Annotated in this window: 31 protein-coding genes and 1 tRNA gene; 17 read left to right on the top strand and 15 right to left on the bottom strand. The window is 69.1% G+C overall.

Annotation, left to right across the window (positions count from 1 at the left end):
- Window positions 1-4 precede the first annotated feature (4 nt).
- Entirely contained in the window at window positions 5-2,128 is a 2,124-nt protein-coding gene (locus tag ACZ5KW_RS13925; RefSeq protein ID WP_343780977.1) for a hypothetical protein, read from the top strand.
- 85 nt (window positions 2,129-2,213) lie between these two features.
- Complete coding sequence (locus ACZ5KW_RS13920; protein ID WP_343780979.1) at window positions 2,214-2,363, top strand: DUF7557 family protein; 150 nt, start codon at window positions 2,214-2,216, stop codon at window positions 2,361-2,363.
- 28 nt (window positions 2,364-2,391) lie between these two features.
- On the opposite strand, the gene ACZ5KW_RS13915 is transcribed toward ACZ5KW_RS13920, so the two are convergent.
- Window positions 2,392-2,844 (bottom strand): DUF5799 family protein, encoded by a 453-nt coding sequence (locus ACZ5KW_RS13915; RefSeq protein ID WP_343780981.1) that lies wholly within the window; start codon window positions 2,842-2,844, stop codon window positions 2,392-2,394.
- A gap of 120 nt (window positions 2,845-2,964) precedes the next feature.
- Between ACZ5KW_RS13915 and ACZ5KW_RS13910 the strand changes: the two genes are divergently transcribed.
- Window positions 2,965-3,390, top strand: coding sequence for a halocyanin domain-containing protein (locus tag ACZ5KW_RS13910; RefSeq protein ID WP_343780984.1), 426 nt, complete (start codon window positions 2,965-2,967; stop codon window positions 3,388-3,390).
- 23 nt (window positions 3,391-3,413) lie between these two features.
- On the opposite strand, the gene ACZ5KW_RS13905 is transcribed toward ACZ5KW_RS13910, so the two are convergent.
- Together ACZ5KW_RS13905 and ACZ5KW_RS13900 are read right to left on the bottom strand one after the other, a co-directional pair.
- Window positions 3,414-4,517: an enolase C-terminal domain-like protein gene (locus tag ACZ5KW_RS13905; protein WP_343780986.1), complete on the bottom strand. Its 1,104-nt coding sequence runs from the start codon at window positions 4,515-4,517 to the stop codon at window positions 3,414-3,416.
- Window positions 4,518-4,552: 35 nt separating this feature from the next.
- Window positions 4,553-5,482, bottom strand: coding sequence for a 1,4-dihydroxy-2-naphthoate polyprenyltransferase (locus ACZ5KW_RS13900; RefSeq protein ID WP_343780989.1), 930 nt, complete (start codon window positions 5,480-5,482; stop codon window positions 4,553-4,555).
- A 96-nt stretch (window positions 5,483-5,578) separates the two neighbouring features.
- Here ACZ5KW_RS13900 and ACZ5KW_RS13895 point away from each other — a divergent pair, with 96 nt between their 5' ends.
- From ACZ5KW_RS13895 to ACZ5KW_RS13885, 3 genes are all read left to right on the top strand, one after another.
- Window positions 5,579-6,217: an IS6 family transposase gene (locus ACZ5KW_RS13895; RefSeq protein WP_004595436.1), complete on the top strand. Its 639-nt coding sequence runs from the start codon at window positions 5,579-5,581 to the stop codon at window positions 6,215-6,217.
- 107 nt (window positions 6,218-6,324) lie between these two features.
- Window positions 6,325-6,846: a nucleoside deaminase gene (locus tag ACZ5KW_RS13890; RefSeq protein ID WP_343778263.1), complete on the top strand. Its 522-nt coding sequence runs from the start codon at window positions 6,325-6,327 to the stop codon at window positions 6,844-6,846.
- On the top strand, window positions 6,843-7,913 hold the full coding sequence (locus ACZ5KW_RS13885) for a carbohydrate kinase family protein (protein WP_343778264.1): 1,071 nt from the start codon (window positions 6,843-6,845) through the stop codon (window positions 7,911-7,913). Before ACZ5KW_RS13890 ends, ACZ5KW_RS13885 begins: the two co-directional genes overlap by 4 nt.
- An 18-nt stretch (window positions 7,914-7,931) precedes the next feature.
- On the opposite strand, the gene ACZ5KW_RS13880 is transcribed toward ACZ5KW_RS13885, so the two are convergent.
- Window positions 7,932-8,759, bottom strand: coding sequence for a BtpA/SgcQ family protein (locus tag ACZ5KW_RS13880; RefSeq protein WP_343778265.1), 828 nt, complete (start codon window positions 8,757-8,759; stop codon window positions 7,932-7,934).
- Between the two features lie 76 nt (window positions 8,760-8,835).
- On the opposite strand from ACZ5KW_RS13880, the gene ACZ5KW_RS13875 reads away from it, so the two are divergent.
- The 3 genes from ACZ5KW_RS13875 (at window position 8,836) to ACZ5KW_RS13865 (ending at window position 10,274) form a co-directional block, all read left to right on the top strand.
- Entirely contained in the window at window positions 8,836-9,303 is a 468-nt protein-coding gene (locus tag ACZ5KW_RS13875) for a DUF7124 domain-containing protein (RefSeq protein ID WP_343778266.1), read from the top strand.
- A gap of 89 nt (window positions 9,304-9,392) precedes the next feature.
- Window positions 9,393-9,740 (top strand): 4a-hydroxytetrahydrobiopterin dehydratase, encoded by a 348-nt coding sequence (locus ACZ5KW_RS13870; RefSeq protein WP_343778267.1) that lies wholly within the window; start codon window positions 9,393-9,395, stop codon window positions 9,738-9,740.
- Window positions 9,741-9,791: 51 nt separating this feature from the next.
- A complete protein-coding gene (locus ACZ5KW_RS13865; RefSeq protein WP_343778268.1) occupies window positions 9,792-10,274 on the top strand; it encodes a hypothetical protein in 483 nt (160 codons plus the stop codon).
- Window positions 10,275-10,296: 22 nt separating this feature from the next.
- On the opposite strand, the gene ACZ5KW_RS13860 is transcribed toward ACZ5KW_RS13865, so the two are convergent.
- The 7 genes from ACZ5KW_RS13860 to idi all read right to left on the bottom strand — a co-directional run bounded on the left by ACZ5KW_RS13860 (window position 10,297) and on the right by idi (window position 15,075).
- Window positions 10,297-11,214, bottom strand: coding sequence for an ATPase (locus tag ACZ5KW_RS13860; protein WP_343778269.1), 918 nt, complete (start codon window positions 11,212-11,214; stop codon window positions 10,297-10,299).
- A 2-nt stretch (window positions 11,215-11,216) separates the two neighbouring features.
- The gene (locus ACZ5KW_RS13855; RefSeq protein WP_343778270.1) at window positions 11,217-11,531 is read right to left on the bottom strand and encodes a DUF5827 family protein; all 315 of its coding nucleotides are present in this window, start codon (window positions 11,529-11,531) and stop codon (window positions 11,217-11,219) included.
- 426 nt (window positions 11,532-11,957) lie between these two features.
- Window positions 11,958-12,557 (bottom strand): superoxide dismutase, encoded by a 600-nt coding sequence (gene sod, locus ACZ5KW_RS13850; RefSeq protein ID WP_343778272.1) that lies wholly within the window; start codon window positions 12,555-12,557, stop codon window positions 11,958-11,960.
- Between the two features lie 347 nt (window positions 12,558-12,904).
- A complete protein-coding gene (locus tag ACZ5KW_RS13845) occupies window positions 12,905-13,090 on the bottom strand; it encodes a hypothetical protein (RefSeq protein WP_343778273.1) in 186 nt (61 codons plus the stop codon).
- 370 nt (window positions 13,091-13,460) lie between these two features.
- A tRNA-Ser gene (locus ACZ5KW_RS13840) sits at window positions 13,461-13,544 on the bottom strand.
- 77 nt (window positions 13,545-13,621) lie between these two features.
- A complete protein-coding gene (locus ACZ5KW_RS13835) occupies window positions 13,622-14,377 on the bottom strand; it encodes a DUF2064 domain-containing protein (RefSeq protein WP_343778274.1) in 756 nt (251 codons plus the stop codon).
- Between the two features lie 104 nt (window positions 14,378-14,481).
- On the bottom strand, window positions 14,482-15,075 hold the full coding sequence (gene idi, locus ACZ5KW_RS13830; protein WP_343778275.1) for an isopentenyl-diphosphate Delta-isomerase: 594 nt from the start codon (window positions 15,073-15,075) through the stop codon (window positions 14,482-14,484).
- Between the two features lie 109 nt (window positions 15,076-15,184).
- Between idi and ACZ5KW_RS13825 the strand changes: the two genes are divergently transcribed.
- Window positions 15,185-16,627, top strand: coding sequence for an ATP-binding protein (locus ACZ5KW_RS13825; RefSeq protein WP_343778277.1), 1,443 nt, complete (start codon window positions 15,185-15,187; stop codon window positions 16,625-16,627).
- A 53-nt stretch (window positions 16,628-16,680) separates the two neighbouring features.
- On the opposite strand, the gene ACZ5KW_RS13820 is transcribed toward ACZ5KW_RS13825, so the two are convergent.
- Entirely contained in the window at window positions 16,681-17,256 is a 576-nt protein-coding gene (locus ACZ5KW_RS13820) for a class I SAM-dependent methyltransferase (protein ID WP_343778279.1), read from the bottom strand.
- A 71-nt stretch (window positions 17,257-17,327) separates the two neighbouring features.
- Here ACZ5KW_RS13820 and ACZ5KW_RS13815 point away from each other — a divergent pair, with 71 nt between their 5' ends.
- Entirely contained in the window at window positions 17,328-17,954 is a 627-nt protein-coding gene (locus ACZ5KW_RS13815) for a GNAT family N-acetyltransferase (protein WP_343778280.1), read from the top strand.
- A 1-nt stretch (window position 17,955) separates the two neighbouring features.
- Here the strand turns inward: ACZ5KW_RS13815 and ACZ5KW_RS13810 are convergent, their stop codons facing one another.
- The 3 genes from ACZ5KW_RS13810 to ACZ5KW_RS13800 all read right to left on the bottom strand — a co-directional run bounded on the left by ACZ5KW_RS13810 (window position 17,956) and on the right by ACZ5KW_RS13800 (window position 20,264).
- Window positions 17,956-18,468, bottom strand: a complete 513-nt coding sequence (locus ACZ5KW_RS13810) for a TspO/MBR family protein (protein WP_343778281.1) — start codon at window positions 18,466-18,468, stop codon at window positions 17,956-17,958.
- A 50-nt stretch (window positions 18,469-18,518) separates the two neighbouring features.
- On the bottom strand, window positions 18,519-19,535 hold the full coding sequence (locus tag ACZ5KW_RS13805) for an AI-2E family transporter (protein WP_343778282.1): 1,017 nt from the start codon (window positions 19,533-19,535) through the stop codon (window positions 18,519-18,521).
- Window positions 19,536-19,667: 132 nt separating this feature from the next.
- The gene (locus ACZ5KW_RS13800) at window positions 19,668-20,264 is read right to left on the bottom strand and encodes a DUF6149 family protein (RefSeq protein WP_343778283.1); all 597 of its coding nucleotides are present in this window, start codon (window positions 20,262-20,264) and stop codon (window positions 19,668-19,670) included.
- A 172-nt stretch (window positions 20,265-20,436) separates the two neighbouring features.
- Between ACZ5KW_RS13800 and ACZ5KW_RS13795 the strand changes: the two genes are divergently transcribed.
- From ACZ5KW_RS13795 to ACZ5KW_RS13770, 6 genes are all read left to right on the top strand, one after another.
- The gene (locus tag ACZ5KW_RS13795; RefSeq protein ID WP_343778369.1) at window positions 20,437-21,012 is read left to right on the top strand and encodes a DUF1684 domain-containing protein; all 576 of its coding nucleotides are present in this window, start codon (window positions 20,437-20,439) and stop codon (window positions 21,010-21,012) included.
- Between the two features lie 153 nt (window positions 21,013-21,165).
- The gene (locus ACZ5KW_RS13790) at window positions 21,166-22,404 is read left to right on the top strand and encodes an NAD(P)/FAD-dependent oxidoreductase (RefSeq protein ID WP_343778284.1); all 1,239 of its coding nucleotides are present in this window, start codon (window positions 21,166-21,168) and stop codon (window positions 22,402-22,404) included.
- A 121-nt stretch (window positions 22,405-22,525) separates the two neighbouring features.
- Window positions 22,526-24,739, top strand: a complete 2,214-nt coding sequence (locus ACZ5KW_RS13785; protein WP_343778285.1) for a PAS domain S-box protein — start codon at window positions 22,526-22,528, stop codon at window positions 24,737-24,739.
- A 94-nt stretch (window positions 24,740-24,833) separates the two neighbouring features.
- Window positions 24,834-25,049: a DUF7979 domain-containing protein gene (locus tag ACZ5KW_RS13780; protein WP_343778286.1), complete on the top strand. Its 216-nt coding sequence runs from the start codon at window positions 24,834-24,836 to the stop codon at window positions 25,047-25,049.
- 74 nt (window positions 25,050-25,123) lie between these two features.
- Window positions 25,124-25,540, top strand: a complete 417-nt coding sequence (locus ACZ5KW_RS13775; protein WP_343778288.1) for a DUF7124 domain-containing protein — start codon at window positions 25,124-25,126, stop codon at window positions 25,538-25,540.
- Window positions 25,541-25,634: 94 nt separating this feature from the next.
- Entirely contained in the window at window positions 25,635-26,342 is a 708-nt protein-coding gene (locus ACZ5KW_RS13770) for a MogA/MoaB family molybdenum cofactor biosynthesis protein (RefSeq protein WP_343778289.1), read from the top strand.
- Window positions 26,343-26,350 lie beyond the last annotated feature (8 nt).

Below are 26,350 nucleotides of genomic sequence, written 5' to 3'. Positions count from 1 at the left end.
TCCAGTGGAAGACGAGTCACCTGACGGACGTGTCGCCTTCGAAGTCGAAGGCGAGACCCTCACCGTCCACGACGTCATCGAGGGCCAGCGGCTCCGCATGACCGCGGACCGCGAGCCGACGCTCTCGCCGGCGCTCCCGGAGCTGTTTCCGTTCCCGGTGGACGACGCGGTCAGCTTCGAGGCCGAGAGTATCGCCGTTCCGGAGTACGCCTCGGTTTTCGTTCGAGACGCTGACGGCGACTTTCTTTCGCGGCTAGACGAAGCCGCAGAGTTCCCGCGCGGTTCGTACTATATCGAGATCAACGGTAGTGTCAAGACGCTCGTCCGAGTGGCCGACGTGAGCATATCGGCTACCGGGGCCGTCGGGTCAGACCCCGTCGAACTCGCCCTCGATCGCACGACGACGGTGACGGTCGGCGGTCGGTCGTTCCACACGCGGCCCGAGGCGACGATAACGGTCCCCGACGATCCGGCAGCACTGACGGAAGCGGTGTCGGTGTTGGGGTCGTCGATCAAGGAGTTCTCCCCCGAACGGTCGTGGCCGACCCTTCGCGGGTATCCGCCACGGATCGAGCGTGGCGATTCGCTTGACGTCCCGAGCCCCCTGACCGTTCCCGATACCGGCGTCGAGGTCGTCGTGCGACCGACGTACGCCGACGTGTACCGCCTCTCGACGCTGTCGTACTACCTCGGCGCACGGATGACCGTGGGAGACGCGCCCGCGATCCGCTTGGAGAACGGGTACGAGGAGCGACTCCCGACCGAGGGGCCGGCGCTCGAACGACGAGTCGAGGAGCTGCTCCGGACGTGGTTCTTCCTCGACACGCTCGCACGGACAGAGGGATACGTCCCGTCGGACCGGTACGAATACGACCAGATCGGCGGCAAGCTCCCGTTTTATCCACCGAACCTCGCGGAAAAGTCGATGAGTGAGCGACTGATGGAGTATCTCGAAGTCGGCGCGGAAACCGTCGCGCCGTATGCCCCGGTCTGGGCGACCGAAGCCGTTCTGCGGCCTGCTCCCGAAGCGGCAGAGTTGCTCCCGCATCTCGCGCACGTCCTCGCACCCGTCCGAGTCCGTGGGGAGTCAGATCCGCTCGCACCTGACGCTCCCGTTGCGCTCGCGACGTCCCCGCAGGTGCCCATCGGCCCGTCGAAGTTCGGTTCGCCCGGTGATGTGGTTCCACCCCGCGACGCGGCATCCGTCTCCTCCGGGACGTCGCTCATGACTCCCGCGGCGTACGAGAATCGACTGGACGGGGAGGTGGCAGAACACGGCGAGGTCACGGTGGCGTTCCTCCTTGCGGACGCGGAGCGAGCTCGCTCCGTCCGAGAGTCGCTGCCGGACTCTGCGGCGCCAGCCGGGGTCGAGTCGTGGTCGGTACATCAGAGACCGGACCGCGAGGCGGTCACGGAAGTGCTGTCGGACAGCACTCTCGACATCGTCTTCTGTGGGCTGCCTGTGACGGAGGGACGCATCGATACAACCGACGGATCGGTCGACACCGCAAGGATCTCCGCCGAGAGCGGCCCGAGCGGACCTACCCTGTCCGTCTTCGAGAACGACCGAAACCTCTCGGCCTCCCTCTCCGCCGTCGATCGGGGTAGCACGAGCAGCGTCGCTCTCGGTGGTGCCCCCCGCTCGACCTCGATCGCGGAGTTCGTCGCGTTGCTGGCGAAAGGTTCTCCGATCGCTCTCGCGGTGAGTTTGGCCTTCGGCGAGGACGACGTAGACGCCCGCTTCGTCGGTGATCCGGCCACGGGCATCGCGACCGATCGAGGGAACGTGCCTCAACTGTACTCGTTTCGTGTCGCCGGCTCTGACTCGTTTCGAGTCCTGCTCAGGTCGTATCTTACGACCGAATTCCGTCTGGGGAGAGAGATCGGTCTTATTATTGACCCTCTCGACTCGAAAAAATCTCTCGTGGGCGCTCCGGAACGCGAAGTGGGGCAGGTTGACAGTTCCGGGATTCGCGCTATTCACGACGAGAAGGCCCCAGTTCTACGGTTCTCCGACGACCTCGTCTTCTGGAGCGACGACCTCACCGACGAAGACGTGGCGAAGTTCGCCGAACGGTCCCTCTCCGAAGGGGCGGTGTCGGAATCCGGCGACGAATCTCGATTCTGACAGTGAGTCTGGACCGGTGCCGTCGAGTCGAACTCCGTCACCGCACCCGCCGACGTTTTTACCTCCCGACCACGAACCGCCACGCATGCCGCAGATCCACCTCGACGAGGAGACGGTCGAACGGCTCGACGCGCTCCGGGTCGACGACGAGGAGTACGACGCGATCGTGACCGAACTCATCAACATCTACGAGGCCGAGGAGCTGACGCTGTTCCGCGGCGGCGACTTGGAGTAACCCGGCCGTCGCCCGCGGGACCGCTTCGCTACTCTTGATACGCGACGCGGACCTGGTCCCACTTGCCGACCTCTTCGAGGTGGGCCTGTAGCTCGTCGGCGTACTCCTGAACGAGCCGCTCCGCCGCCTCCATCTCCTCGTCCGAGGGACCGTCGCTACCGCCCCCGAGTCCGAGCGCGCCCTTGATCGAGTCGACGAGCCCGTCGCCGGAGCCCTCGTTCCCGCCGCCGCCGGGGGCGCCGCCCATCGCACCCATCTGCGACCGGAGGTTCTCCAGTTCGGGCATGATCGCCGGGAGGCTCGACGTGTCCGCCACCACGCGAGCGGCCTCGGGGTCGTCGGCGTTCTCGATCTCGAACTCGGTCGCCGTCATGATCAGTCCCCACTCCTGGCTGGAGAAGCGCGACGCCGCGACGCGCTCGTTGAACTGGTTGTCGACGGTCATTCGCTCGCCGACGATGGCGTCGGTCCACTCGCTCATGCGCTCCCGTTCGACGGTCGCAGTGAAAAGTCCGTCCCCCCGCGGTGACCGCCCGCTCGCGACCGGCTCAGCGGAGCGCGACACGGAGGGGTTTAGACGACGGAGCGCCTCTATCCGACCATGACCGACAGCAGCCGCCGCGCCCTCCTCGCCGCGGGCTCCGCGACCGTCGCCGCGCTCGCTGGCTGCGCCGGCGCGGTGCTTCCCGGCGGCGGAGGCGAGGCGGCGACGAGCGAGGACGAGCGCGCCGACCGGACCGGCGAGGCGACCGTCTCGGTCGCCGTCGGCGCGGACGGCGGGTTCTCGTTCGCGCCGGCACACGTCCGGATCGACGCCGGAACGACCGTCGTGTGGGAGTGGACCGGAAAGGGCGGCGGCCATAACGTGTACGCCGCCGACGAGTCGTTCGTCTCGGAGCTCGTCGCCGCCGAGGGCCACACCTTCGAGCACACCTTCGAGAGACCGAGAACGGTCGAATACGTCTGTACGCCCCACCAGACCCGCGGAATGCGAGGCAGCGTCGAGGTCGTCTCCGGCGACGACTGACCCCCGGCACTACCCCCGCGGCCTCACGGTCGCCGCAGTTCGTCGAACGCGCCGCCGGCGAGCCCCGGCCCCGTCGGAACGCGGACGGCCCCGTCCGTGACCGGGCACGGATCGGGGGCCAAGTCCTCGTCGAGCAGCGACCCGGTGGCGAGCCCGCAGGGCGACACGTCCGGGACCGCGGCCGCGACGTGGACGGCGGCGGTCCGCGCGACGACCGCGTCGATGGTGGTCGTGACGACCGGGTCGACGCCGGCCGACCACGCCCGCAGGGCGGCCGCCAGCGCCCGGTCGGGCCCCCCGAGCGCCATCGGCTTGAGAATCACCGCGTCGGCGGCGTCCGCGTCCACCACCGCCTCGATCCCGTGACGACCGACCGACTCGTCGGCCGCGACCGGGACGCCCGGATCGCGCCCGTCGGCGCGGAGCGCCGCCAACCCGTCGACGTCGTCCGCCGGAAGCGGCTGCTCGACGTACGCGAGGTCGAACGGCGCCAACGCGTCGAGCGCGCGACGCGCGGTCTCCCGGTCCCACGCGCCGTTCGCGTCGGCCCGGAGCGCGACCCCCTCACCGACCGCCTCGCGGACGGCGCGGACGCGCTCGACGTCTTCGTTGACCTCGCGGGCGCCGACCTTCAGCTTGAGACAGTCGAACCCCGCGGCGACGGCGCGTTCGGCCTCCGCGGCGGCCTCGCTCGGAGTTCCGTCGCCGATCGTCGCGTTGACCGGGACCGCGGCGGCGGGGTCCGCGTCGATTCCGGCTTCCTCGGCGACGTGCGACGCGAGCGACCGGTCCGCGTCGCGAGCCGCGGCGTCGGCGACCGCGAGCGCGACGCCGTGGCGGGCCGCCGGGGTCGACTCGGCGTCGAGGCCGGCCGTGAGCGACTCGCGCGAGTGTCCCTCGTCGCGACCGCCGCCTTCGTCGAGTTCGTCGAGGCCGTCCAAGGCCGTCTCGCAGGCCTCGTACGACTCGGTCCACCCGGGGAGCGGCGTCGCCTCGCCGAGGCCGACCGCGGTCGAGTCGTCTCGCTCTGAGCCGACGGTGATCACGAACCCCTCCCGGCGACGGATCTCGCCGTTGGCGGTGCCGAGCGGGCGAGTCAGGTCGAGCGCGAACGAGCGGTGTCGCATGGCGTGAGAGGTCTCTCCTGTGCGTCGGTCTCCGCTCACACCGCGAGTCCGACTGCGAACGCGACGGCGTACGCCGCGAGCAGTTTCCCGGTCGATTCGAGCGCGGGGTTGAGCGCCTCGCCGGACGTCTCGGTCAGCACCGTTCGCGCGACGGCCGCCGCCAGCGGCAGGGTGACGAGCGGGAGGAGCGTCGCGAGGCCGCCGCCGCGCGCGACGAACCACAGCGGGGCGAGGTACGCGACCGCGAGCATCGCGAGGTACTCGGCGCGGGCGAACCGGTATCCGAAGCGGACGGCCAGCGTGCGCTTTCCGGTCGAGGCGTCCTCCTCGCGGTCGCGGAGGTTGTTGACGACGAGGATGTTCGTCGAGAGCGCGGCGATCGGGAGGCTGGCGACCGCCGCCGCGATCGTGACGGTCCCCGCCGGGACGCCCACCGGGAACCAGCCGGAGAGGAGCGCCGCGGCCTGAACGTAGTAGGTCCCGGTCACGGCGATCACGCCGAAGAAGACGAAGACGAAGACGTCGCCGAGCCCGTGGTAGCCGAGGGGATAGGGGCCGCCGGTGTACGCGATCCCGGCCGCGACGGAGGCGAGCCCGATCACGAGTATCGGGACGCCGCCGACCGCGACGAGATAGGTGCCGACCCCGATCGCGGCCGCGAAGGTGAGCCACATCGCCCGCTTCACCTCGGCCGGTTCGATGAGGCCGCTGGCGACGACCCGGGTGAACCCCTGCCGGTCGTCCGTGTCGGCCCCCTGAATGGCGTCGTAGTAGTCGTTCGCGAAGTTCGTGCCGACCTGGATCAGCGCCGCGCCGACGAGCGCCGCCAGCGCGGGCAGCGGGGCGAACACGCCGGCGTCGATCGCGAGTCCGACCCCGACGATCACCGGCGCGGCCGCGGCGGGGAGCGTCTGGGGACGAGCGGCGATCACCCACGCCCGCCGACGGGTCACCTCGGTACTCATTGCCGTCGATTGGTGCGTGGCGTCCCTTAACCTTGCCATCGCGGACGGATGGCGATGTTAAGTTAAGAACGAGGCGGTTGGTATTTCGAATGCTCTATGTCCGAATCCAACCGCCTCGACGTCTGTACTGATTGGATCGACTTGGAGTTTGTGGAGCGAGAGCGGACACCCCACGAGATCATTGAAACCGGTATTCAGCTCCACCTTGCTGGCCTATCACTTTCGAATACCAAACAGTATCTTGAGAGGTTGGGTGTCGAGCGAAGTCGAACAGCAATTCACAACTGGATTCAAAAGGCCGATCTACAGCCAGCTGACGGTGCGAGCCCGAATCGCGTTGCGGTCGACGAGACTGCGATTCAGATCGACTCAGACCGATTCTGGCTGTATGCCGCCGTAGATCCTCGTACAAACGAATTCCTCCACGTTGACGTATTTCCCGTTCAAAACCAACAATTTACTTTGGTGTTTCTCCGCGATCTCAGAGAGAAACACCACGTTGACGACGCGCTCTTTCTGGTTGATGCTGGCGGACATCTCACGGCTGCGCTCTCACGTACCTCGCTCCGATTTCAAATTACTCGTCATGGAAATCGGAATGCTGTCGAACGTATCTTTAGAGAAGTAAAACGCAGAACCTCTTCATTTTCAAATACATTCAGAAATGCGGAGCCGACGGCGGCAGAATCATGGCTCCGAGCCTTCGCCGTCTGCTGGAACCGATGCTTAAGTTAACACGACCACGCGGACGCCGCCGACGCGGACGACGGGATGGACCGTCGCCCTCGGGAGCGACCGACGCCGGCACCAACCGTTAGGTGCCCCGAGGCGAACGTGAGGACATGACCGACGCGAACGCGGGCGACGACGTCGACGAGGTCCGCGACCTCGACGACCTGCCGGACGACCCGACCGACCGGGAGTACGTTGAGCGAACGATCCGACTCGCCGAGGCGGCCGTCGAGGCCGGGAACACGCCGTTCGGCGCGTTACTCGTCGTCGACGGCGAGGTGGTCCGCGAGGCGCGCAACGAGACGCGGACCGGCGACGACATCGCGGCGCACCCCGAGCTCGCGCTCGCCCGGTGGGCCGCGCGCGAACTCGACGACGACGAGCGGGCGGCCTGTACGATGTACGCCAGCACCGAGCCGTGCCCGATGTGCGCGACCGGCGTCCACTACGCCGGGCTCGGCCGGGTCGTCTTCGGCGTCGACGGCGGGACCCTCGGCGAGCTCACCGGCGGCGTGGTGCCGATTCCCTGCGAGGAGGTGATCCGGCGCGCCGGCGGCGAGACGACGGTCGAGGGACCGATCGCCGTCGACGCGGCGACGGCGGTCCACGAGTCGTTCTACGGGGAGCCGTGACCGCGGACGGGTCGCCGGCGGTCCTCGCCGTCGGCGCCGCGGCCATCGACGAGTGGTACGCCGTCAGCAACCTCCCGGAGCCGGACGGCGGCGCGTTCGCGAACGAGGTCACGACCGCGTTCGGCGGCGTCGGCGCGAACGTCGCGGTCGCACTTGACCGGCTCGGCCGCGACGCGGGGCTCGTCAGCCGCGTCGGCGACGACGAGTACGGGCGACGGGCCCGCGAGTACCTCGCCGACACCGGCGTCGACGCCACGCACGTCGCGGTCTGTGACGACTCCCACACCCGGTCGCTCATCCTCCGCGACCCGGACGGCGAACGGGCCATCGTGACCGCCGGCGAGAGCTTCCGCGGGCTCAGATTGGACGGCGACGCGCTCGCCGCGATGGCCGACGCCGACGCGGTCTTCCTCACCGCGTACACCCCCGACCGCGCGACGCGTCAGGTGCTCGACCGGGTCGAGTCCCTCCGCGCGGCCGCCGCCGGCGAACCGTCGAGCGCTCCCGCGCTCGTCTTCGACCTCTCGGGTCCGGTCGAGGAGCTGGTCGGTCGCGGGACGGAACCGGAGACCATCCACCGGATCCTCCACGCCGCCGACCTGTTCGTCGCCGGCGGCGTCGCCGCCCCCGCGTTCTTCGGCTCCGCGGCCGGCGCGGTCGACAGGATCGCCGCCGCACACGTCTCGGCGACCGGGTCACGACGAGGGCCGAGGGGCGGGCGGACCTGGCCTCGGGCCGTCCTCACGCACGGTGCCGACGGAATGACGGCGATCACGGGCGGTGAAGTCGAGGAGTTCGACGCGTTCGACGTCGAGACCGTCGACGCGACCGGCGCGGGCGACGCGTTCACCGCCGGCCTGATCGACCGGTGGATCGCGGGTGGCTCCGGTGTGAAAGGATCCGAGGGGCGCGACCCCGAAGAGCGCGACGACGTCGCGACGGGCGTCAGGTTCGCGGCCGCCGTCGCCGCGATCAACTGTACCGCGCGGTTCACGCAGCCGGGGCTGCCGAGTCGGAGCGACGTCGAGGCGTTCCTGGCCGAACGCGACGCGGCCGGTCGGGAGTGAGTCGAGAGTACAGGCCCGTCACCGCACCGCGTCGGCGGCCGCGACGAGGTCCGCGACGCGGTCGGCGTCGACGGGGCCCGTCGTCTCGCCGTCGCGCTTGAGCGCGGTGCCCACGATGGCGCCGTCGGCGACCGAGAGCAGGTCGGCGACCGTCTTGGCCGTGACGCCGCTGCCGACGAGGACAGGCGTGTCGAGGCCGTGTGACTCCCGCTCGGCGACGACGGACTCCAGGGCGTCGCGGTCGACCGCGTGGCCAGTTCCGGAGCCGGAGGCGATCACGGCGTCGGCGAGGCCGCGCTCGGCGGTGTCCGCGAACGACTCGGCCGTGTAGCCCGCCGGCGTCAGCGGCGCGGAGTGTTTCACGTCTGTGTCGGCGAAGACGCCGACGTCGACGCCCAGGCGGTCGCGCAGCCGGAGGGTCTCGTGGGCTCGCCCCTGTACGATCCCCTGATCCGTCACGCGGGCGCCGGTGTGGACGTTCACGCGGACGAAGTCGGCGTCGACCGCGGCGGCGACCGAGAGGGCCGCCTCGGCGTCGTTCCGGAGGACGTTGATCCCGAGCGGGAGGTCCGTCTCGGCAGCGACCGCGGTCGCGGCGCGGGTCACGGCGGCGACGACGTGGGGCGGGACCTCGTCGGGGTAGAACGGCGCGTCGCCGAAGTTCTCGATCACGATACCGTCGACGCCGCCGCGGTCGAGCGCCCGCGCGTCGCTCGCCGCCCGGTCGACCGCCGCCCGCATCGCCTCGCGGCCGTCGTCCGGCGCGCGCGGCGCGCCCGGCAGCGGCGGGAGGTGGACCATGCCGAGGAGCGGCTCGGCCGTGCCGAAGGTGGATTCGAACTCCATCGTCGGGCCCGACGAGTCGACCGGGCATAAGCCTCCCCACAGCGTTTAGGCCGCGGGTCGTGTGGGTTCGGTCGAGATGGGAATCGACGTGACGGAGCCCGGAGACGGAGAGGTGACGCTCGTCTTCTCGCTCGGCGCCGCGCGGTCGCTCGCCGACCCGGCCGCGGCGTTCGCCGACGCGCGCCGGTGGAGCCGTCACGTCGGGATCGTCGCGAACGAGGCCGACGCGGTCGCCGAGTTCGCTCGGTCATACGGGGTCGACAACGACTACGCGCTCACGAGTTGGGACAAGTGGGGGACGCTCGCGGACGTCCGCGACGAGAGCGACGCCCCGCGACGAGTGTTCGTCGGCACGACGCGCGCCGACGAGCGCGTCGCGACCGACACGGGCTACGAGTTCCTCACCGTCGACGAGGCCGCCGAGAAGGCGGACTGGACGCTCACCGAGCCGGGGACGCCCGGGGGGACGACGCGAAGCGGCTCGGGGGGACGGCTCGCGAGGCTGCGGCGGGCGCTTCGGGAGGCGCTCTCTCGGTTCCGGTGACTCCGCTCGCCGGTCGGCCGCGGAACGACCGGCCGCCGGACGCTCCTCGCCCACCGAAAGTACAAACCGCTCGTCGCCCAACGTGAGGTATGTCCTCACCGCTCGCGGACGAGCCGGTCGAGCCGGCCGGCGACGACGCGGAGCCGCTCACCGAAGACGAGTACGCCGACCACTTCGCCGAACTCGGCGACGCGTGGGAGGTAATCGACGGCCATCACCTGGAGGCGAGCTACGAGTTTCCCGACTTCGAGAGCGCGTTGGCGTTCACGAACGAGGTCGGGGAACTCGCCGAACGGGAGTGGCACCACCCGGACATCGCGCTGTCTTGGGGGGAGGTCGGAGTCGAGCTGTGGAGCCACGAGGTGGGCGGGCTCACCCGCGCCGACTTCGTGATGGCGGCGAAGATGGACCGACTGTACGCGGACGCCGAGGAGTGATCTGACACATCAACGAACGAGTTTAAACCCCTCCCGGCGAAACGAAGGGTAATGAGCGAGAACGTCTTCCTGGTCCCGATCGACCCGGAGAACTTCGACCGAACGGTCCGGTCCGCCGTCGATCTGACCAACTACGCGGACCGTCCCGAACCCCTCGCGGACCTCGACGAGGCCCGTCTGTGGGCCGTCGACGACGACAGCGGCAACGGGTCGACGTTCGAGAAGATGGAATCCGGCGACCTCCTGTTGTTCTACACGGACGACGAGTACATCGCGACCGCGCGCGTCGGCGAGACGTTCGAAGACGACGACCGCTGGGCGAGCGGGACGTTCTGGACCGCCTTCCCGACCACGCGCGTCTACACGGTCACCGACTACAACCCCGTCTCCGCGCCCAAGCGCGCCGTCAACCGGATCTTCGACTACTCGTCGACGTACACGCCCGGCTTCATGCGCGTCGCGGACAGCCGGGTCACCGCCGACCTCTCGTCGATCGAGTCCGCGCTGAACCACTACACGAAGCGGAACGCCTGAACCGGCGGTCGCGGACTCCTTCTTACCGCTCGTCGACCGCGGTCGTGAGCGACTCGTACGCCTGTTCGTACCGCGCCGCGATCCGGTCGGGATCCCCGCGAACGTCGCCGGGCAGCGCCGGGAGCGCGACCGTCGAGAGCGGTTCGATCATCTCCGTGACCGCGTCGACGTGCTCCTCGCGACTCCCCTCGCGCGGGCTCCCGGCGGCGACCGCTCGCGCCTTCGCGTACCGGTCGCCCGCGTAGAGACGGGCGCGGCCGGGGTCGACGACGGCGACCGCGTCGGGCGCGACCGGGCCGTCGCGGGGGAGCGTCCCCGCGACGTCGGCGTACGACTCGACAACGACCGGGACCGGCGTCCGCGCCACGCGCGCGGCGAGGCGTTCGATCGCGGGGAGGTGCGCCTCGGCCATCGCCTCGTTGAACGCCGGCACGTCGCGCACGCGAGTCGCGTCCGCGAGGGGGAGCCGCTCCGTGAGCGCCTCGGGAAGCAGCCCCGTCTCCTCGGCCGCCCCGTTGACGACGAACCGCGACCCGGAGTCGGTCGTCACGCGGTCACAGAGGAAGGTGCGGTCGGCGTCGCCCAGCATTCCCGTTCGGCCCGGGGTCGGTCGCCAGAGACGGTGAACGGGATTGACCGACTCGGGGGTGACCGTCGAGGGCGACGGCGACGAGTCGTCGACCGCCGTCAGGGCGCGGGTGTTCGCGGCCGCGAGGGTCCGGGCGTCCTTGCCGTAGAGGCGTCCGCGGTCGGTCGCGACTCGGTAGTCGTCGTGATCGAACCAGTAGTCGTTGCCGGCGCGGGGTTTGACGCCGACCGCGTCGCCCGCGCGCTCGGCGAGGTGTGCGACCAGTCCCGCGGAGAACGTCGTCTTCCCGGCGTCGACGCGCGAGCCGCCGGCGACGAGGTACACCGGCGGTTCCGAGGCGCCCCCGGTCACGCTCACTCGTCGGCGGCGGCGTCGGTCGCCGCCTCCGCCGCGTCCTCGGCCTCGGGTGCGAGTCCGTAGTACCCCGGGCCGTCCTCCTCCAGCGGCTCGGCGACGACCATGCCGTCGGCGTGGACCATCACCCACGGGACGGCCCAGTCGACCAACACCGCCTCGGTGTCGGGGTCGACCTCGGCGTCCGGTTCGAGCCCCTGAAGGAGGCGACCGATCTCGGGCACGGTGTACATCTGGTCCGGGTCGAACAGCTCTGCCGGTTCGTAGAAGTCGCACGGGTAGGTGGCGTCGAACGCCGACTTCGGTTCGGGCATGCGCGGGTGTACGCGACGGCGTCCGTAAACGCTGCCGATACGGTTCGAATCGATCCGACACCACTCGATCCGATGCGGTGGCGCGTGCCTGCGAGCGGCCGACAGGTCTCGATCAGCACGCGCGAGGGGATCGCGCCCGCTTTTAACCGGCCGCGACGAGGCTGGGGAGGTGAGAGGTGCTGTGCGGAACGGTGCGGGGTGGGACTCAAAGGGGCAGTCGCGAGGCGACTGGGGCTTTAGAGGTGTTCACCGCCAATTGCGGTCTGGTATTTATCAGCGAGCAGCTGGGATTTCGTGGTGTTCTCAGCCGTTCGATCGGCGACCCCAGTTATAAATCACCAACCGGAACGGACCCATCGCTCACCGGGCGACGTACTGCGAAAAAATGCGGATCTCGACGCGCGTAACGCGCCCTCTCGGACGCGCTTACTCGAACAGCTCGACGGCCTGCTCGTAGCGAGCGACCGGCTCCTCCCAGTCGACGACCTCGAAGAAGTTGTCGACGAACTCGCCGCGAGCCGGACCGTAGTCGTGGTAGTAGGAGTGCTCCCAGACGTCCAGCGCGAGGACGGGGTGACCGCCCCAGACCGCGCCCTGGTCGTGCTTGTCGACCACGACGTTGCGGAGCTGATTCGAGAACGTGTCGTACACCAGCAGCGCCCATCCGCTCGCCGCGCCCGCCGCGGCTTCGAACTCGCCCTTCCAGGCCTCGTAGGAGCCGAAGTCCTCGGCGATGCGGTCGGCGAGCGCACCCTCGGGCTCGTCGCCGCCCTCCGGCGACATGTTCTGCCAGAACAGGTCGTGGAGGATGTGACCCGAGGAGTTGTGGGTCACGTTGCGGATGGCGCCGGCCGACGAAGAGAAGTCGTGCGACTCACGGTTCTCTTCGAGCGTCTCTTCGGCGGAATTCCAGCCGTTTACGTACCCCTGATGATGGGTGTCGTGATGCCATTCGAGCACCTGCTCGGAGATGTGCGGTTCCAGCGCGTCGTAATCGTACGGTAGCGGATCGAGTTCGTAGCTCATGCTTGTATCACCTATCACGAACATGTGTCGGAACGCTGTTAAAGATAATGCGGCACGTGATAGCACGCGTCACCAGACGTGAGTGTTACCGGATGGTTCGTGCCGGCAGCGGTGTCGTTGCGGTTCCGGCCGGAATCAGCGGCCCGCGGAGCGACACCCGGAGTAAAGCCGTGTAACTGATTTCGGTTTCTACCGGTCGAGATGCGCAGACAGCGATGCCTTCGGATCGCAGTCTCGGGGGCGAGCCGAAGGGGGACCGACTCCGACCGGAGTTCCGAACGAAAAGTGATGTCACCGTCCGCCGCGGCGACCGCAACCGGGGAGTTCGGCCCGGAAGCAGGAAGGGGTCAGTTCGACGTTTCGCTCAACAGGCTCCGTACGCCGTCGACGAAGGTATCGAGGATGTCGAGCAGCTGCGTGAGGAACTCGATTTCGCTGTCCGTGGGTACGATGCCCGTTTCGGCGCTGGCAACGCCGGTAAACAGCAGCAACACGGTCCCGAAGGCGATCGATAACCAGAGTGTCCGATTCATGTACAACTGAATGAACCCACAATGGAAGTAGCTTTGGACGTGCCCGCAGTATTCGGCGCGGTCGCCGGCAGAACTCGAGTTTTCGTACAGAACACAGGCGCGAAAGTGCGCGGCGCTCGACACGGTGGGACTGGGATTTGAACCACGGTCGCTCCCTTCCAGTCGCTCTCTGATTCAAATCCCGCACGAATCGCGTCCGGCGCGGAGTTGCGCCGGACGCATCACGGTGGGACTGGGATTTGAACCGGTGCCAGACGGTCGCCCTCGCTGCTCGCGGCTCCGCCGCTCGCTTCCGCTCGGGCGCTGCGACTGGCAGGGCTCAAATCCACGCACGGAACTCGCGCGGCGCGAAAGTGCGCGGCGCTCGACACGGTGGGACTGGGATTTGAACCCAGGAAGCCGTGAGGCTACCTGCTTTCAAGGCAGGCGCAATGGGCCGCTCTGCCATCCCACCACACTTCGACGCTCGGGAGCGTCCGACTAATGAATATCGGTGTTCGTCCGGGCCGACCGCGCGACGGCTGAGGACCGTCAGTCCCGGACGATCTGCTGTTCGCCGTCCTCGACCGTCACGTCGAGGCCGTGTTCGTGGACGAACGCCGCGGTGTAGTCGGGAACCACGCGCTCGGCGGCGAACCGCGCCCGCAACATCGGCACCACGTCGAAGAGGTCCGCGCCGGTCTCCAGCGACGGGGACGGCTCCACGAAGTCGACGGAGCGGTCCGCGTCGCGGCCGCGCTCAGCGAGCGTCGGCAGGGCCGGCGCCTCGAACGCCCCGTCGAAGTCGATCGGTTCGGTGAAGCCGGCGAAGTACGCCCGCCCGTCCGAGGAGGGGCCGATCACGACTTCGGTGGTCCGGAGCTTCATCGCCGCGGAGTCGACGATAGTCCGTGACAGCAGCGGCGCGGTCGGCGTGACGACCGCGACCGAGTCGGCGCCCTCCTCGCGCAGGAGGTGGGTGACGGTGTTCCCGGCGCGCGCGCCGAACGAGGAGCCGACCTGTCGCTCGAAGCGGACGCCGTCCGTGCCGCCGAGGGTGTCGGCGACGAGCGTGCGCAGTTCGGCCTCGGGCTTCGTGTCGGTCCGGTGGGCCGCGGGGAGGTCCTCTTCGTCGGGGTAGTTGACGAGGAGTTCGCCGCCGGAGCGCTCGACCGCGAGGACGGCGTCGCGGAACTGGGCCTCGTAGAGGTCGGCGGCCTCGGCGGTCGAAAGCGGCGTCGACTCGGCGAGCGCGGTTCCGACGAGCCCCTCGCGGGGCGGGTTCGCCAGCAGGGCGACGACGGTCATACCTGATGGCGGCTCGGGAGCGCCTTCAACTCGCCGCTTCGATCCGGCGAGCGCGACCGAGAGAAGGAACCGCGAGACGGGCGGAGATCGGGTCCCGAGACCGGTCAGGCGAAGTCGCGCCGCATCGCGATCTCGAACCACGGACAGAGTCGGAGCTGGCGGTACAGCTCGGGGTGCTCGTGGAGGTGTTCGTAGTCGGCCCACAGCATGCCGCCGATCTCGTCGTCGTCGGGGTCGAGCGAGGTGTCGTCGAGGGTGACTTTCAGCACCGCACAGACCTCCCATTCGACGCCCTCGTTGGGGTAGTACCGCTTGTACTCGAACTTGTCCGTCACGCGGAGGTCGTCGTACTGGTCGGGCGAGATCCCGAGCTCCTCCTCGAGGCGCTGTTCGGTCGCGTCCTCCTGCGACTGCCCCTCGACCGGGTGGGAGGCGACGGTGCCGTCCCAGTGGCCGTCCCACAGGCGCTTGTTCGGCGCGCGCTGGGCCAGGAGAATTCGACCCTCGGTGTCGAAGACGAGACACGTGAACGCGCGGTGACGGATCCCGTCGCCGGTGTGCGCGTCGAGCCGGTTCACCGTGCCCTGCGCGACGTCGTCCGGGTCGACGGCGATGACGTCCTGAAGCGCGTTCTCGTGGTCGGTCTCGCTCGCGCCGCCGCCGGGGTCTCCCGCCGCAGTCGCGTCTTCGGAACTCATGCGCGTTACGTCGCGCACCAGGGCTAATAAGGGTTCGATACGCCGCCCGGCGGTCGACCCCGCCGGCGCTTCGACGGTCTTAACCGCATCCCGGCGCTACTAGACCCGGATGAGTGACCCGGCGCTCGACGTCGTCGAGTTCGTGTTGACGACGCACTTCTACACGGAGGACCGCGACCTCGACGAGAACGATCTCCCACCTCGCTTTCGGCAGGTGTTCTGGTCGGCCGACGCCGCCGAGGACGCTCCCGGCGGCGTGGAGCGACCGCTGAAAGCGACGGACGAGACGACCCGCACCGCGACCGGTGTCGAGCGACCGTGGGACGCCGTCTCAGACCTCCTTTTCACCCAACGGACGGAGTTCTCGGGCGAGATATCGCTGACACAGCCGGCGATGGGGCTGGAGTGGTACCGCGACCGCGCGGACGACGAGCGGATCGCGGGCAACCCCACGATCGTCGCCGCCCTGGAGGACGCGGGCGACCTCAGCCCCCCGGTGACCCACGAGGAGGCGAGATCGGACGTGCGGCCGATCCAGGCCGACCGCGTCTGGATCGACGCGCTGCTCGGGGAGTACTTCGACGAGGACGACGACGCGGAGATGCTCGACCTCGTCAACGTCCGCGCGCCCGAGGAGATCGAGACCACGCTCGCCGACCTCGTGTTGACCGGCGATCAGGAGGGCGAGATACAGAAGATCGTCAAGGCGATCGAACACCGCGAGTACCTCGCGAGCATCGGGCTCCGCGAGATCGGGAAGCTGCTGTTCGTCGGCCCGCCGGGGACCGGGAAGACGACCGTCTCGCGCGCGCTCGCTCACGAACTCGGACTCCCGTTCGTCGAGGTCAAACTCTCGATGATCACGAGCCAGTACCTCGGCGAGACGTCGAAGAACGTCGAGAAGACCTTCGAGGTCGCCAAGCGGCTCTCTCCGTGTATCCTCTTCATCGACGAGTTCGACTCCGTGGCGAAGACCCGCCGCTCGGACGAACACGCCGCCCTGAAGCGCGCGGTCAACACCCTCCTCAAGTCGATCGACGAGGTGTCGCTGGTCCGCGACGAGGTCCTCCTCATCGGCGCGACGAACCACCCCGACCAGCTCGACGCCGCCGCGTGGCGCCGGTTCGACGAGATCGTCAACTTCCCCAAGCCGGACCGCGACATGCGCGCCGACATCCTCCGCGTGGTCACCAAGGAGATGAAGATCGCCGACTTCGACCCCGAGGAGGTCGCAGACCGCACGAGCGGGCTCACCGGATCCGACCTCCGGATGGTGCTCCGGGAGGCCGTCCTCGGCGCGCTCACCGAGGACCGGATGACGATCACCCAAGCGGACGTGATGGCGGCGGTCGAGGACTTCGAGGAGCGCGACAACCTCAAGAACATGGACATGATCGACGGCGAGGGCGCCGAAGTCCTCGGCGAGACCGGCGCGAACGACGCCCACGACCACGGCGACCACGACCACGCCCACGGCGAGGAGGGCGGACACGGGGAAGGGTCGGCAGACGCGAGCCCCGGCGCCGAACCGCACGGACGAACGCAGGACTGAGGCCGCTGTTTTTCCGATCGGGACCGTCTCCAGCACGGAGGGCGTCTCTCCCGCTACCGCCGAACGCCGACGACCGTGTAGCCGAAGCCGCGGTCGACGATCCGGGGATCGAGGTCGACGGCGTCCATCGCGTCCGCGAGCGCCGCCGGCGTGTAGAACCGAGAGCCCATCCCGATCGCGTGCTCGCCGGCGACTAGCACCCGCCCGAGGAGGGTTTCGGGGTCGAACTCGCGGACGACGAGCGCGCCGCCGGGCGCGAGCACGCGCGCCGCCTCCGCGAGCGCGGCCTCTCGGTCCGGCAGGTGATGGAGCGCGTCGACGACCGTGACCGCGTCGACGCTCCCGTCGCGGAACGGGAGTCGTCCGGCGTCGACGGCGACCCCGTCGAGGCCGCGGACGCGCCGCGCCCGCGAGAGCATTCCGAGGGAGGCGTCGGCGACCGTGATCTCCGGGCCGATCAGCGCGGCCGCCGCTCGGCCCGACCCGCCGCCCACGTCGATGAGACGCTCGATCGGGCGCGCGGCGTGATCGAGGCCGGCGGCGAGCGCCGCGCCGTCCGCCGAGGGCATCACGAGGTCGTACAGGGGGGCTATCCGGTCGAAGAAGTCCACGTCGCCGAGGCCGTACATACGCGGAGCGAGCGCCCGGACGGGCAAAGAGCCACCGACCCCATTTATCCGCTCGACGCCGTATGAGACCCATGGAGTACGCGCTCGTCTGTCGTCCCGGCGAGGGGGCGACCCTGCGACTGGACTACCGAGCGTTCGCGTACGCCGGGAAGTTCGTCGTCGGCGCGCCGGGGAAGTCGGTGATCCGAACGGCGGACGGGAGCCCGGCGGCGCCCGGCTGGCAGCCCGACGAGCCGCTGCCGGACACGGTCGACCCCGAGGCGTTCGACGACGAGGTCGTCGCGGCCGTCTCCTTCTCGCCCGACCGCACCGACCCCGACTGCTGTCGGCTCCGATACGTCACGGTCCACGCGGCGCGGCGGGGCGAGGAGGTGGGCCCGCGGCTGATCTGCGAGACCGCCGCCGACCTCGCCGCCGACGGCTTCGATCGCGTGAAGATCGCCGTGAACAACCCGTTCGCCTACGAGGCGTGTCACAAGTGCGGCTTCGCCTACACGGGAGAGCGGACGGGCATCGCCGAGTTGGAGCTTGAACGGCCGACCGCGACGGCCGCGCCCGTCGAGCCCGAGCGGTACCGCGAGGGGCTGGCGGCGTTCCGCGAGACCGACGGGGAACTGACCCGCGCGGAGCGCCGGTTCGTCGCGGAGCGGCTGGAGCGCGGGCCGCCGGCGGTCGACGATGACGGGAGCGAGGGGTGAACTAGTTGAGCGCCCAGATGCCGTAGTTGAGCGCGGTCGCGAAACAGACCCACGCGAGGTACGGGACGAGCAGCGCCGCAGCCCGGCGGTCGATCCGGTCGAAGAGGGCGATGGTCGCGACGACCAGCGGAAGGAGGGCGACGAGGACGACGAGCCCGAGGCCGGGGCGTTCGAGCCCCCAGAAGACGGGCGACCACGCGACGTTGACCGCGAGCTGGACGCCGAACAGCGCGAGCGCGGTCCGGACGCGTCCCGCCGACGCCGCGCCGTCGCGGCCGGCGAAGTACACGATGGCGGCGGCGGTGCCGAGCAGGGCGTACAGGGTCGGCCAGACGACGCCGAACGCCCAGCTCGGCGGGTAGAAGCCGGGGAGTTCCAGCGCCGCGAACCAGGCGCTCCCGGTCGCGGTGAAGGGGACGCCCACCGCTCCGATCAGGTTGACCGCGACCGCCGCGGCCGCGATGATCAGCGCGTCTCGTCGGTCCGGAAGTCGTCCGGAGGTGGTCGTCGCCATATCGGCGGTACGTTCCGTACCCGGTTAAAGCCGAGTCGGCTCCGCGGGCGTCAGATCGCGTCGTAGTCCTCTCGAAACGTCTCCAGCGTGGCCGCGAGCACGCCGATCACGATAGGGCCCACGAAGAGCCCGGTGAACCCGACCGAGTAGATCCCGCCGAACACGCCGAGCAGGATGATCGCCGGGTTCAGGTGCGCCTGCTGGTCGATGACGAGCGGCCGCGCGTAGTTGTCGACCATCGCGATCACCGCGACGCCGTACACGGCGAGGAACACTCCGGCGGTCACCTGGTCGATGACCACGAGGTAGGCGGCCGCCGGTCCCCACACGAAGAAGGCGCCGATGAGCGGGAGGAGCGCCAGAACCGCCATCACGAACGTCCAGAACACCACGTTAGGGATGCCGGCGACCCACAGCCCGAGCCCGGCCACGAGGGCCTGAAGCAGCGCGACGACGATGTGACCGATGACGACGCCGCGAGTCATCACGTTCACGCGGTCGACGAGGTCCGCGGTGACGCCCGACGGCAGCGGGCTCGTCGCCCGGACCCACTTGACGAACGCCGGGCCGTCGATGAGCGTGTAGTACACTAAAAAGAGCGCGAGCGACAGCCCGACCGACGCTCGAATCGTCGTGGTGAACACGCCGCTCAAGCCGCCGAAAAGCGTCTGGACGAGGAGCTCGCCGATCATCTGGAGCGCGTCGCCGATCTCCGGGTCCTGTCCGGTGAGCGCCGCTATCTCCGCTTCGATCGCCGCGACGTCGATCGACGATTCACCGGCGGCGATCGCGGTCAGGTCACGGATGAAAACCCACGTGATGTACGCGACCGGGAGGATTACGGCGACGATAGAGGAGAGGATGAGCAGAAGCGCCGAGAGCGTCTCGCCGAACCGTGTCGAGAACCGAGCCCGGAGCCAGCGGGTGAGCCGCCGGTGGAACGGGTAGAGGATGAACGCGAGGATCGCCGAGGCGATCACGTATTCGACGAACGGGAGGATGACGAAGAGCGTCAGGAGCGCGACCGCGCCCATCAGGAGCAGGAGGAACGATTGCCCGCGGTTCATGCAGGTCCGTCTTCCCGGTAGGTTATAAACGTGGCCGGAGGGCGACCGCGAGCGCGTCGAGGGGGCGAAGGCGAGAGGCGAGACCGCGAGACGAGTGGTGAAGCGGGGCGCCGTCGTCTCGGCCCGACGGCGTCAGGCGCTCGCTTCGTCCTCGTCGAGGCCGGGCGCCGCCGCGGCGTCGACCTCGTCGGGCTCCTCGGTGTCGCCGCCGACGACCGTCTCGCCCTCGTCGGTCTCGACGTACACGTCGTCGGCGAAGCCGGCCAGCGCGTTCTCGTACTCGGGCGAGGCGAGCCTCTCGGGCGTTTCGGGCGCGTCGACGACGCCGTCGACCGGGCGGAACTCGCCGAGCGGGTCGTCGATCGTGATCCCGTAGTCGGCGAAGAAGGACTCGTACCGGCGGTAGTGCGCCTCCAGTTCGTCGCCCGGGATTTCCATCATCTCCGTCCAGCCGTGGTTGAAGAAGTCGAAGTTCGCCTGGACGTGCGTGATCTCGCGGGCCTCCGCCTCCGGGAACCCGTCCTCCAGCGCGGCGACGTACGTGTCCATCGTCGCGTCGAAGAAGCTGTCGAGGTGGTCGCGACGCTCCTCGCGGCGGTCCTCGTCGGCCTTGTTGAGGAAGATGCTCGTGTGGAGGTCGACCAGTTTGTCGTTGGCGACGTCGCCGACGACCGGCGTGGTCAACGCCTTCTTCGCGGCCCAGTGGCGGATGTTCTGCCGGATTTTCATACGCGTCGTTGGGACGGGACGCTCTTGAATCTGTGGCGTCGCGGTCGCCTCGGCCCGGCTCGCGAGGCCGTCTCGACGTGCCCTCGTGACCGACGCGAGCGCCGTGGTCGTGCGCGAAACCGACCGGACCGCGGAAGTATTACTGTTCGCAGGGACCGACACCGAGACAACGATGTCACCGAGCGAGGCCGACGACTGGGCGGGACAGGTCGAGGCACAGCGACGGGCGAAACGCGAACACTTCCGCGACTCGCCGCGGTCGCCGCTGCCGGCGTCGATGCGGGGCGACGCGTTCCCCGGCCTCGACTACTACGAGGCCGATCCCGCGTATCGGTTCGTCCTCCCGCTCCACGAACACGACGAGGCGGAGACGGTCACCGTCGAGACGACGGCGGACGGCGAGCAGACCTACAGCCGACTGGGCGAGTTCCGGTTCGCGGTCGACGGCGAGGAGGTGACGGTTCAGGCGTACCGACCCGTCGGCGGCGAGGACCGCCTCTGGGTGCCGTTCCGCGACGCGACCAGCGGCGAGGAGACGTACGGCGCGGGTCGATACCTCGATCTGGAGCCCGAACGCGACCGCGTCGACGGCGAGTGGGTGCTGGATTTCAACCTCGCGTACAACCCCACCTGCGCGTACAACCACGCGTACGAGTGCCCGCTCGTGCCGTCGGAGAACTGGCTCGACGTCGCGATCGAGGCCGGGGAGAAGGAGTTCCCCGCGGAGCCCGCCGGCGCGGATCACTGAGGGCGCCGACGGGGGCGTCGGGCGCCGGCCCGCGGAACGCGGTCGGTTGCGAGAGGCGTCCGAATCGGCGTTTTTCGCAGGCAGTGTGTGTGTTTGTCACGGTTTCGGACGCGGATGACAACCCACATTAACCATGAATCCGAACGCCGGGACATGAGCGATTCGTACGTGATCATCGGTGACGGTATCGCGGGCGCGTCCGCGGCCGAGACGCTCCGCGAGGAAGCGCCGGACGCCGATATCACGGTTCTCACGGACGAGGGTGAGTCCCTCTACAACCGGATCCTGATCAAAGAGTACGCGAAGGGGAAGCTCCCCGAGGCGCCCATCTCGATCCATCAGGAAGACTGGTACGACGACCACGACGTGGACCTCCGCCTCAACACGGTCGTCGTCGACATCGACGTCGAGAACGACGCGGTCCACACTCACGAGGGCGAGACCTTCGAGTACGACAGCCTCCTGCTCGCCATCGGCGGCACCCCCCAGCAGCTCCCGGTCGAGAACGCGGACGCTGACGGGATCCACCACTTCTGGACGTTCCAAGACGCCCGGAAGATCAAAGAGAGCGTCGAGGGGGCCGAGAGGGGCGTCATCGTCGGCGCGGGCCTGCTTGGTATCGACTTCGCGGCCATCTGCGGCGCGCAGGGCGTCGAGGCGAAGTATCTCATGCGCGGCGACAACTGGTGGCGCTACGCGCTCTCGGAGGAGGGCGCGAAGATCATGCACGACGCGATGCGCGAGCGCGGCGTCGAGCCCGTGTTCGGTTCCGGCGTCGACCACTTCGAGGTCGACGACGACGGCCACGTCGAGGCCGCCGTCGACCCGAACGGCGAGCGCTACGAGTGCGACTTCGCGGGCGTCGCCATCGGCCTGAATTTCAACACCGAACTCGTCGAGGACACGCCCTTAGCGCTCGACGACGGCATCGTCGTCGACGAGTTCATGCGCACCAACGTCGACAACGTGTACGCCGCGGGCGACATCACGAAATTCAACGACCTCATCCTCGGCGAGCACGCGAAGAACGGCTCGTGGGGGTCCGCGAAAGAGCAGGGATCGATCGCGGCGCGCAACATGATCGACTACGGCAGCGAGGAGTTCAAGTGGGTCTCCTCGTACTCGATCACTCACTTCGACTTCCCGTTCCTCTCGTTCGGCCACCCGACGCTCGGCGACGAGTCGGTGGAGGCGACCACCGCCGAGGGCGAGTGGCGCCGCGTCGCGCTGAAGGACGGAAAGGTCGTCGGCGGCGTGCTCATCGGCGACCTCTCGCCGCAGTCCGCGTTCAAACAGCTGATGCGCGAGGGACGCGACGTGAGCGGCCAGACCGACCGCCTCATGGAGCCCGGCTTCTCGGTCGACGACCTGCCGGCGTCGGCCGAGCAGTAGTCGCGGACCGCCCGTTCGGGGTCGGTGCCTGTGGCGCCGCGGCGCCACCCGCCCCGACTGCGCCGACCTCCGGACGACGGTTCAGACCGCTTTTCACGCTGTGTGCGTTAGACGTGCGTATATGACTCTGGGATCGTCACGCCCTCCCGACGACTTCTTCGCCTCCTTCGTCGAGGAGTGTTCTGACCCGGTCGTCTCTCTCGACCGCGAGGGGACGATCGTGTACGCGAATCCCGCCACCGATGCGGTTCTCGGCTACGATCCGGCCGACCTCCGCGGCCGGACCCTCGCCTCTTTCGTCGCGTCCGAGACGCCGGACGAACGGACACAGTCGGTCAGAGAGCGACTCGGGCAGGTCGAAGGGCTGGAGGGCCACGGGACCCTCTCGGTCCCGGTCCGGCACGCGGACGGCCACACCGTTACATTCTCGGTACGGTTTCACGAGCACGCACCCGGCAGCGAAGCCCCGAACCACGGGAGAGGGGACGGCCCCGAGGCGGCGGGGGACGACCCCGAGGCGGAGGGAGACGGGTCAGACGCCGTCTACACGGGCGTCTTCCGAGACGGCGTCGAGGAGGTCGGTGGGGCGGTGACCGAGACGTTCCGCAACCTCGTCGAACACGCCGGCCACGCCATCTACGTCACCGACGTCGACGGGACGATCCAGTACGTCAATCCGGCGTTCACCGACCATACCGGCTACGACGCCGACGAGGCGCTGGGCGAGACGCCGGCGATCCTCAACTCCGGCGAGATGCCCGGCGAGTACTTCGACGCGCTGTGGTCGACGCTGCTGGACGGCGAGGTGTGGGAAGAGGAGATCATCGACCGGCGGGACGACGGCGAGCTGTACCACGCCCATCAGACCATCGCCCCCGTCGTCGGCGAGGACGGCGAGGTCTCGCGGTTCGTGGCCATCCAGACGGATATCACCGAGCGGAAGGCGGCGATGGGACGGCTGAAACAGTACCGCGACATCGTCGAGCGACTCGACGACCCCGTCCTCCTCCAGAACCGCGACGGCGAGTTCGAACTGTTGAACGAGGCGGTGAGCGATTTCGCCGGCGTCGACCGCGAGGCGCTGTACGGCACCGACGAGTTCGCGTTCATGGGCCCGGAGGCGGCGGCGACCATCGACGAGCGGCGGCGGGCGGTGCTCGACACAGAGGAGGTGGCCGAATACGAGATCACGCCGACGTTTCCGAAGAGCGGTCGCGAGGCGACGTTCAGCACGCAGCGGTACCCCTACTACGACGCCGACGGCGACCTCGCGGGCACCTTCGCGATCTGTCGGAACATCACCGACCGCAAGGAGCGCGAACGCGACCTAGAACGGTACGAACGCGCGATCAACGGGGCGACCGACCTCATCGCTGCGGTGGACCGGAACGGCCGGCTCCTGTTCGCGAACCCGCAGTACCGCGCGTACCACGGGATCGAGGGCCGCGACGTGACCGACCTCACCCTCGCCGACGTCGTTCCCGAGGGGAGCTACGACCGTGTCGAGCGAGAGGTCGAACGCGCGCTCCGGGGCGAGACGGTCGAGTATCGGACGACTCGCACGCACCCGACCCGCGGGAGGCGGACGTTCGACGTGAGGTACTACCCGCTCGAAAGCCCCGGCGAAGAGAGCCCCGCCGGCGTCGTCGGCGTGCTGCGAGACATCACCGACAGCGAACACCGCGCCCGCCAGCTCCGGGTCGTCGACCGCGTTCTCCAACACAACCTCCGAAACGCCCTGACGGTGGTCCGGGGGCGGGCAGAGCAGATCGCGGCGGGGAACGCCGACCCCGCCGCCGCCGAGTACATCGTCTCGCGGGCCGACGACCTGCTGGAGACGAGCGAGAAGGCACACCACATCACCGAGATACTGAGCGACTCGCCGGAGACCGAGCCGGTCGACGTCGCACGGGTGGCTCGACAGGTCGTCGCCACCGCGGCCGAGGAGTTCCCGGACGCGGCGATAGAGGCGTCCGGACCGGACGACGGCGTCGCGAGGGCGTCGGCGACGACGTGGCTCTCGCGGGCGGTGGACGAGTTGGTCCGGAACGCGGTCCTTCACAGCGACCGGGACCGGCCGACCGTCGAGGTGTCTGTGGAGGCGAGCGCCGACTCGGTCGAACTCCGCGTCGCCGACGACGGTCCGGGGTTGACGGGGATGAACCGAGACGTGCTCGTCGACGGGACGGCGATCGACGCGCTGTACCACGGCAGCGGTCTCGGGCTCTGGCTCGTCTACTGGGTCATCCAGCAGTCCGGCGGCTCGGCGGCGGTCGAGACCGCGGACCCGCGCGGGACCGTCGTCACGCTCACGTTCCCCCGATCTGACGGCTGAAACGCCAGTCACCGCAGTTCCCGAACGGGAGACGAGCGTCGGCGCCGGCGTTCGCCGCGTAACGTTTATGATTAATCGTGGCATACGGTATCACATGTCACTCAGAGATACCGGGCGACAAGTACGGCTCCGCCGCACCGGCCGCGTTCCGTCCGACGCGTGCGTGCGCCACTACGACGAACTGGACGACGACGAACAGGGCGTGGTCCGGGAGCTGGCAGGCAAGCCGTGGACGGCGCCGGAGATCGGAGATCTCGACGACGGCGACGTGGTGAAATTCACCGATTACTACCAGGTTCGGTCGCGGTGAGGCCGGGCGCCTCGCTCGACGCGTGACCTCCCCGGAAACGAAGTTGTTTTCGCCGGTGGGGAGCAAGCGGTTCCATGGACAGCGGTGGATCCACGGACATGACGCTGGCGTTCGAGTTGGAGGCGCTGAAAGCGCTCGCGGACCCCAACGCGGTGTTCAACAACGCCCGCCAGTGGACCGAGTACGTCGGCGTCGTCAGCGAGAAGCCCACCTACGTCGTCACGAACTTCACGCGGAAACACCGCGTGCGACAGGACTTCTTCTCGGGACCGCGCGGCGTCGAAGAGAGCTTAGAGAACATCAGCCAGCAGTTCGACACCGACCGTCACGTCTTCGTGGGAGTCGACGCCGACGACGAGGCGGTCGCCGACGCGACCGGGTGGGAGTTCCTCCACGTCGAGGACGCCGCCGACGCCGCGGGATGGACCCTCGCGACGGGCGAGCAGGGAGACGAGGAGCCCGACGAGCAGGCCCGCGACGACTGGCCCTGATCGGCGGTCGCGGCGCGGTCGCGCGAGGGGTTCGCGAGGCGACTCGGCTCCGACGACCGGGAGGTGTTTTGGCGAGGGCGACGAACGCGGAGTCATGAGCGACCACGACCGCCACGGCCACGGCGGCGACCACGACCACCACACCCACGACGACGACCACGACCACCACACCCACGACGCGGAGGCGGTCTCCGTCGCGGTCGTCACCGTCTCCTCGTCACGCAGCGCGGAGGAGGACCCCGCGGGCGACTACGTCGCGGCCGCGTTCGAGGAGGCGGGCCACGAGGTCGCCGTCCGGGAGCTGATCCCCGACGACTACGACAGCGTTCAGGGGACCGTCGACCGACTCGCTCGCCGGAAGGACACGGACGCGGTAGTGACCACCGGCGGGACGGGCGTCACGCCGGACGACGTCACGCCGGAAGCGGTCCGCGGGCTCTTCGCGAAGCCGCTCCCCGGGTTCGGCGAGCTGTTCCGCCGACTCTCGTACGACGAGGTCGGGACGCGAACGATCGGGTCGCGCGCGACCGCCGGAGTCGTCACCACGACGCCGGTGTTCTGTCTCCCCGGCTCGGAGAACGCGGTCCGGCTCGGCGTCGACGAGGTGATCCTCCCCGAAGTCGGTCACCTCGTCGGCCTCGCCGGGCGAGGGGTCGATGACGACGAAGGAGACGAGGTGGGCGACGAAGAGAGCGGCGCGGGCGACGAAGAGAGCGGCGCGGACGACGAAGAGAGCGGCGCGGGCGACGATGAGATCGAGGCCGACGGCAACGAAGAGACCGAGGCCGAAGACGACGCCTGAGGCGCCGC

The sequence above is a fragment of the Halorubrum ejinorense genome (assembly GCF_055389685.1).
The sequence above is the reverse complement of the archived record's forward strand: the minus strand, read 5'-3'. Positions and strand labels throughout refer to the sequence as shown.